At 73.0% G+C, this 6,774-nt stretch carries 7 protein-coding genes; all 7 read right to left on the bottom strand.

Annotated elements, in window-relative coordinates:
* Positions 1-198: 198 nt before the first annotated feature.
* Positions 199-468, bottom strand: coding sequence for an acyl carrier protein (locus tag ACZ51S_RS33255; RefSeq protein ID WP_388945583.1), 270 nt, complete (start codon positions 466-468; stop codon positions 199-201).
* 110 nt (positions 469-578) lie between these two features.
* Positions 579-1,799: a ketosynthase chain-length factor gene (locus ACZ51S_RS33250; RefSeq protein WP_468479162.1), complete on the bottom strand. Its 1,221-nt coding sequence runs from the start codon at positions 1,797-1,799 to the stop codon at positions 579-581.
* The gene (locus ACZ51S_RS33245) at positions 1,796-3,049 is read right to left on the bottom strand and encodes a beta-ketoacyl-[acyl-carrier-protein] synthase family protein (RefSeq protein WP_468804039.1); all 1,254 of its coding nucleotides are present in this window, start codon (positions 3,047-3,049) and stop codon (positions 1,796-1,798) included. Before ACZ51S_RS33245 ends, ACZ51S_RS33250 begins: the two co-directional genes overlap by 4 nt.
* Before the next feature lie 52 nt (positions 3,050-3,101).
* Positions 3,102-3,434 (bottom strand): TcmI family type II polyketide cyclase, encoded by a 333-nt coding sequence (locus ACZ51S_RS33240; protein ID WP_388945592.1) that lies wholly within the window; start codon positions 3,432-3,434, stop codon positions 3,102-3,104.
* Between the two features lie 47 nt (positions 3,435-3,481).
* Complete coding sequence (locus ACZ51S_RS33235) at positions 3,482-4,129, bottom strand: TetR/AcrR family transcriptional regulator C-terminal domain-containing protein (RefSeq protein ID WP_468479160.1); 648 nt, start codon at positions 4,127-4,129, stop codon at positions 3,482-3,484.
* A gap of 86 nt (positions 4,130-4,215) precedes the next feature.
* On the bottom strand, positions 4,216-5,688 hold the full coding sequence (locus ACZ51S_RS33230) for an FAD-dependent monooxygenase (RefSeq protein ID WP_468479159.1): 1,473 nt from the start codon (positions 5,686-5,688) through the stop codon (positions 4,216-4,218).
* 236 nt (positions 5,689-5,924) lie between these two features.
* On the bottom strand, positions 5,925-6,770 hold the full coding sequence (locus ACZ51S_RS33225) for a hypothetical protein (RefSeq protein ID WP_468963006.1): 846 nt from the start codon (positions 6,768-6,770) through the stop codon (positions 5,925-5,927).
* Positions 6,771-6,774 lie beyond the last annotated feature (4 nt).

Genomic DNA, 6,774 nt, shown 5'->3' with positions numbered 1-6,774 from the left:
CGGCCGGAGCCGAGACCGTGATCTCGTGCTCCACCTCCCGCAGACCGGACTGCGACATGCTCATGACTCCTTCAGACTCGGGACGAACCGTTCGGCGACGAACGGAACCCCAGGACGAACCCTGTGTGCCGGCCGTGGGCACCGTGCCGACGGGGCGGCCGCCGTACCAGGGGGCGGCCGCCCGGCGTCGCGGAAGGCCTAGGCGTCGACGAGGGCGCGCAGGCTCAGGTTGATGGCCTCGACCAGGGACCGCGGCGTGGTGTTGTCGACGAACACGTCGTCGTCGAGCGTGATGCCGAACTCGCGCTCGATGCGGCCGCCGGTCTCGAGCAGCGCCAGCGACTCGTAGCCCAGCGTCTCGAACTCGATGTCGAGGATGTCGCCGTCGAGGTCGACCCCCTCGTCGGCGCCGGCACCCTCGAGGAGGATGCGCTTGAGGTCGTCAAAGGTGAATTCCTGCTTGGACACGATGGATCCCTTCATTGGTCTTCCGCATCCGGGGGTTTCGGCTGCGGGGCACAAAGGACGCCGCCTCCGTCGGGGCGGGGACGGTGGCGGACGCCGGCTGGGGGGCGCCGTCAGTCGACGGCGCGCACCACGGCCGCGGCGTTGAAGCCGCCGCGGCCGCGGGCGAGGACGAGGGCGGTACGGACCGAGGCCGTCCGGGGCCGCGCGGCCACCAGGTCGAGGTCGTACGCCGGGGACAGCTCTACGTTGACGGTCGGCGGGATCAGGCCCTCCCGCATGGAGAGGACCGCCGAGACCACGTCGACCGGTGCCGCGCCCGCGTTGATCCGTCCGGTCATGGTCTTGGGTGCGGTGACCGGCACCCCGCGGGGGCCGAAGACCGCGGAAATGGCCGCGGCCTCCTCGCGGTCGAGCCTCGGGACGCCGGCGGCGTCGGCGAAGACCACGTCGACCTCGGCCGGGTGGCAGGAGGCGTCGGTGAGCGCCGCGTCGATGGCCCGGCGCAGGCCGGGTTCCCGGCCGCTGCCCGGCCTGGGGTCGAGCGTCGCTCCGTACCCGGCGAACTCGGCGTAGACGTTGCGCGCGCCTCGGGCGCGGGCGCTGTCCTCGTCCTCCAGGAGGATCAGGGCGCCGCCCTCTCCCGGCACGTAGCCGGCCGCCGCCTCGTCGAAGGGCAGGTAGGCGCGCTCGGGCTCGTCGCTGGTGGACAGGTGGCCTCCCGCGAGGTGCGCCGCCCAGCCCAGGGAGCAGATCGAGGCGTCGAAGCCGCCGGTGGCGATCAGCCTGCTGCTGCCCTTGCGGAGCTGGCGCCGGGCGTGGGCCAGCGCGTCGAGTCCGCCCGCCTGGTCGCCGACGAGGACGCCGGTGGGCCCGCGCAGATCGTTGCGGACCGAGATCTGCCCGCTGTTGACGGCGTAGAACCAGGCGAAGGACTGGTACGCGCTGACGTGCCTTGGGCCCTGGTTCCACAGGTTCCGCAGCTCGTTCTCGCCGAACTCGAGCCCCCCGGAGCCGGCCGCGGTGACCACGCCCATGTCGCACGGGTGGATGTCGCCCGGCGCGAGGCCGGCATCGGCGAAGGCGCAGTCGGCTGCGACGAGGGCGAGCTGGGTCACCCGGTCGGTCTGCGGTACGAGCCTGCCGGGCAGGTGGTCCTTGGCCTCGAAGCCGTGGATCTCCCCGGCCAGGCGCGCGGGGTAGGAAGAGGTGTCGAACCGGGTCACGGGCCCGATGGCGCTCTTGCCGATACGGGTCGCCGCCCAGAAGTCCTCCACCCCGAGCCCGCTGGGGGCGGCCACACCGATGCCGGTGACCAGGGTCCTGGCGCTCATGCGGTCCTCCTGTCGGGACGGGCCAGCACCATCGCGCTCTGGAAGCCGCCGAATCCGCTGCCGACGGTCAGGACGGCATCGGTGCGGTGGTCCCGCGCCACGAGCGGAACGTAGTCGAGGTCGCATTCCGGATCCCGGGTCCGCAGGTTCGCGGTGGGCGGCACCACGTGGTGCTCCATCGCCAGGAGGGACGCGGCGATCTCCATGGAGCCGACGGAGCCCAGCGAGTGCCCGATCATCGACTTGATCGAGCTCACCGGCGTGCCGTAGGCGTGCGGGCCGAGTGCCAGCTTGTACGCGGCCGTTTCGTGGCGGTCGTTCTGTTTGGTGCCGGAGCCGTGCGCGTTGACGTAGTCGATGTCGCCCGGGTTCAGCCGCGCCTCGTCCAGTGCCACGGTGATGGCCTCGGCCATCTCCCGGCCGTCGGGGCGCAGTCCCGTCATGTGGAAGGCGCTGGAGCGGGAGGCGTAGCCGGCGACCTCCGCGTAGACGTGCGCGCCGCGGTTGCGGGCGCTCTCCAGCTCCTCCAGGACGAAGACCGCGGCGCCCTCGCCGAGGACGAATCCCTTGCGGGAGGCGTCGAAGGGCCTCGAGGCCTTCTCCGGCTCGTCGTTGAGGGTGGTCGTCGCCTTGATCGCGTCGAAGGACGCCAGGATGAAGGGCGTGATCGGGGCGTCGGCGGCGCCGGTGACCATGACGTCGGCGCTGCCCTCGCGGATCAGGTCGACGGCGTGCGCGACCGAGTCGATCCCGGAGGTGCAGCCGGTGGAGACCACCGTGGACGGTCCCTCCGCGCCGACGGCCCAGGCCACCTCGGCGGCGAAGGAGCTGGGCACGAGGTGGTCGTACAGATGACGGGGCACGTCCTCGTGGCCGACTGCGTCCAGCCTGCCGCGGTCGCTGGCCTCGCGGTACGCGCTGTCGAGGCTGCCGACGGCTCCCATGCCGGTGCCGAAGCTGACACCGATGCGGTACGGGTCCAGCCCCGCGAAGTCGAGGCCGCTGTCGGCCGCCGCCTCCCGGGCCGCCACCACGGCGAACTGGGCGGCGCGGTCCATGCGCTGGACCTCCTGCGCGGTCAGCCCGTGCAGTCCGGGGTCGAAGTCGGCCTCGGCCGCCACCTTGGACCGGAAGGGGGACGGATCGAAGAGGGTGATCCCCCGTGTCGCCGTACGTCCCGAACTCAGCAGGTTCCAGAAGTCCCGGGTGCCGATGCCTCCCGGCGACAGCACTCCGAGTCCTGTGATCACTACCCGGCGAACCACCGGTGCGGCCCTCCTCTCGTATCGGCCCGGACGGATGTCACTCGGACGCCGTCCAGTCGTAGAAGCGGGTGGCCATGGCGTCGGCCGGGCTGCGCCAGGTGGCGGGGTCGTACGGCTGGATGAAGGGCAGCAGGTCGTGGCTGATCTTCATGAAGCGCGGGTCGGTACGGGACTCCTGGATGCGCTCGCCGCCGTCGTCCTCGGCGAAGTCCTGGAGGTGGAAGTAGAGCCCCTTGTACATGAACAGGCGACGGCGGAGGGTGCCCATCCGCGCAGGCATGTCGGTCTTGTCGAACTCGGAGAACAGCTTCGCGACTTGGTCGCTCGACATGCTGTCCATCCGGGCCACGATGAGGTTGCTGTGCTGCATTCGGTGTCTCTCTTCCGTGAGCCGGGGGGCCGGGTCTGGGGGCTGGTTCAGGGGTGGTAGAGGCGGATGAAGTCCGCCACTCCGTCGGCGATGAGGGCGTCCGCCTCGTCCTCGGGCACGGGCAGCGCCCCGAGGAAGGACCGCTGGACGACGCCGGAGGGAACCAGCAGGATGAAACGTTCCGCCGCCTGGTCGGCGTCGGAGATGTCGAGGAGGCCCTGGTCCGCGAGGTGCCGGAGCCGGCGGGCCAGTGCGCCGCGGGCCCGCCGGGGACCGGCGGCCTGCCACTTCTGGACGGCCTCGGCCGGGAGGCGGGTGACCTCGGCGCTGATGTGACGGACGATGGCGAAGTGCTCGCGGAAGGCCTCCAGCGGCGCCAGCCACGCCCGGCCGAGCGCGATGAGGTCCTGTTCCAGGTCGGTGATCTCCGCGAGGTGGCTCTCGGCGACGGCCTCGAGGGCCGCGGCGACGGAGGCGGAGCTGTCCAGCAGCACGCTCAGCAGCAGCAGCTTCTGGTCCGGGAAGTGCCGCTCCACGGACTCCGGCGGCAACCCGGCCTCCTGCGCCGTCGCTTCGGAGGTGCAGCGCGTCCAGCCCTCGCGGGCCAGCACCGTACGGGCGGCGCGGACGATGCCTCGGCGCTCCTCGGAAGCTCCGGGCGCAGCGCGTTCGATCGCCGCGGTGGGCGTTGCCATGGGGTGGTTCCTCCTCGTGACGTACTCGTCCGGCCGCCGGGTGTGGCGGCCGCCCGGGAGTGCCGGTCCTCGGGGCGCGCCGGTGGTCAGGGCGTGCCGAACCAGCGCTCCAGCGCCATCGGCAGGTCGTGGTGGCTGCCGGGCGCGGCCCAGGCCACGTACCCGTCGGGCCGGATCAGCAGGGCGGTGGTGTCGTGCGGGCCGTCGCCGCCGGCCGGTGTCTCGCGCGGCCGGGCGGTGACGGTGTCGACCCGCTCCGCCCAGGCGGCGGCGCGCTGGCGCAGCCGGGGGTTGTCCGCCAGGTCGAGGAGCACCCCGCGGGCGGGGCGCAGCAGTTCGGTGCTGGAGGTCGGGCGGCCGTCGGCGCCGGTGAGCTCCAGGCGGGGCATGCGGCGGCCGAGCAGCGGGTGGCTGCCCCTGCCGACGTCGTAGGTGATCTCCAGTCCGGTGACCATGGCGGCGAGGTGGCGGGCCACGTCCTCGTACGCCATGAGTTCGCGGAGGGAGTCGCGCAGCGGCTGTACCTCCGCGCCGCTCAGGAACAGCAGTCCCTGGGCCCGGGTGTTCATCAGCAGGCGCCGCCCGACGGGGTGGCGTTCGCCGTGGTAGGTGTCGAGCAGGCTCAGCGGGGCCCGGCCGAGGACCACCGAGGCGAGCTTCCAGCCGAGGTTGACGGCGTCCTGGATGCCGGTGTTCATGCCCTGGCCGCCGGCGGGCAGGTGGATGTGCGCGGCGTCGCCGGCGAGCAGCACCCGGCCGCGCCGGTACTCGGTGACCTGGCGTGCCGCGTCGCCGAAGGCGCTCACCCACACCGGTTCGGCGGCCGAGATGTCCTCGCCGGTCAGCCGCTGCCAGGCGGCCGCGACCTCCTCGAAGGACGGCGGGCTCTCGCGCCGGCGCGGCGGGGTGCCGCGCTCGCAGACGACGATGCGGGTGGTTCCGCCGGGCAGCGGGCCCACCATCACCATGCCGCCGGGCAGGGTCTCGCCGATCATGCGGGGCTTGAGCTCGATGCCCTTGATGTCGGCGAGGAACATCTCCATGGTGGCCGCGGTGCCGGGGAAGTCGAAGCCGACCGCCTTGCGGACGGTGCTGCGGCCGCCGTCACAGCCCACGAGCCAGCCGGCGCGCAGGGTGTGCGTGCCGTCCGGACCGCGGACCTCGACGTCGACGCCCTCGCCGTCGTCGCGTACGGAGAGCACCTCGTGGCCGCGCCGGATGTCGGCGCCCAGCGAGGTGGCCCACTCCTCCAGGTGCGTCTCGGTGACGGACTGCGGCACGGTCTTGGCGGCCTGGCAGGCGCCGTCGAGCACGCCGAAGTCCAGCGGGATCCCGCCGAAGTGGCCCTGCGTACTGCGTTCGATCTCGCCGAAGCGGGCGAGCAGGCCGCGCTGGTCGAAGGTCTCCAGCGTGCGGGTGGTGAAGCCGAGGCCGCGGGATTCGCCTGTACGCCGTTCAAGGCGTTCCAGGACGACGACGGCGACTCCCGCCAGCCGCAGCTCGCCGGCGAGCATCATGCCCGCCGGGCCCGCGCCGACGACGATCACTGGGGCGTCCATCACGTCTCCTTGAATTCAACCTCCGGAGACAGTGCACCGGATCTTGACTACAAGGTTCTTCGGACCCGAGCGGCCGTTCAATGGCCCTGGATTCAGGAGTAGGTCAGGTTCCACAAGGGCCGGTCCGCTGTGTCGCAGGGCGGCCAAGGGAACGTCAAGCAGCGGTCAGACGGCTGGATCCGGGTCCTACCGGATGCCGTGCTGACCGCTGCGGAAGATCAGGCGGGGCGGGTGGTTCAGGTGCGCGCCGCCCGCCGGCTGAAGCAGGCGCGGACGTCGCCCTCGTTGTAGTACGTACGGCCGGCGCGATTGCGCCTGCGCCAGCGCTCCTCGCTCGCCAGCCGGTAGACGGTGCCCGTCGGGGTGTGCCACAGCCGCGCGATGTCGGCTGCGGTCAGCCAGCGTTCGGTGGCGGCCGCCGGGGCGGCTCCGGGCTCCCGCGCGGAGTCCATGGAGCGGCTGAGCTCGCTCCACTGGTCGCTGGTCCAGCGGTGGGCCGGGGCGGCGTCGCACACGATCGCCTCTCCGGCCGCGGGCGCGCTGGCGCGTACGGCCAGCGCCAGGGCACCGGAGCAGCCGGACTCGGGGCAGTCGCCGAGGCGGATGCTGCGGGCGGGGTCCGGGAAGGCCGCGCGGCGTCCGGCCCGGACCAGCCGGGCGATCTCCTTCGTGGCCTCGGCGGCCGCGGAGTGGGCGGCGAGCCAGTCGGCGTTGCGCAGCAGGAAGGCGGTGAGCGCCGCGACGGTCCGGGGCGGTGCGGTGAACCCGCGCTGCTGCGCGACCAGCCCGCTCCACGAACCCAGGACGGAGACCATGCGGGCCCGCACGTCGGCCGCGGCACCGTTGAAGGGCAGCCCGGGCAGGTATCCGCCGGTGGTCCGCTCGCGCAGGCTGCCGGGGGCCGCGCCGCCGAGCATCCGCCCGCACTCCTCGTAGAGGTGGGTCAGTTCGGCGAGGCCGGCGGTGAGGTGCTCGCGGCACGAACGGCACAGCAGGCTGCCGTCGGCCGTCCGCCTGCGGGGCCGTCCGCCGGCGTGCCCGCTGCGGCAGCCCTCCCCCTGGCACAGCGACGTCGCTGTCATGGTC

The sequence above is a fragment of the Streptomyces sp. NPDC034043 genome, from assembly GCF_055575675.1.
This window is presented reverse-complemented; position numbering and strand designations above follow the sequence as displayed.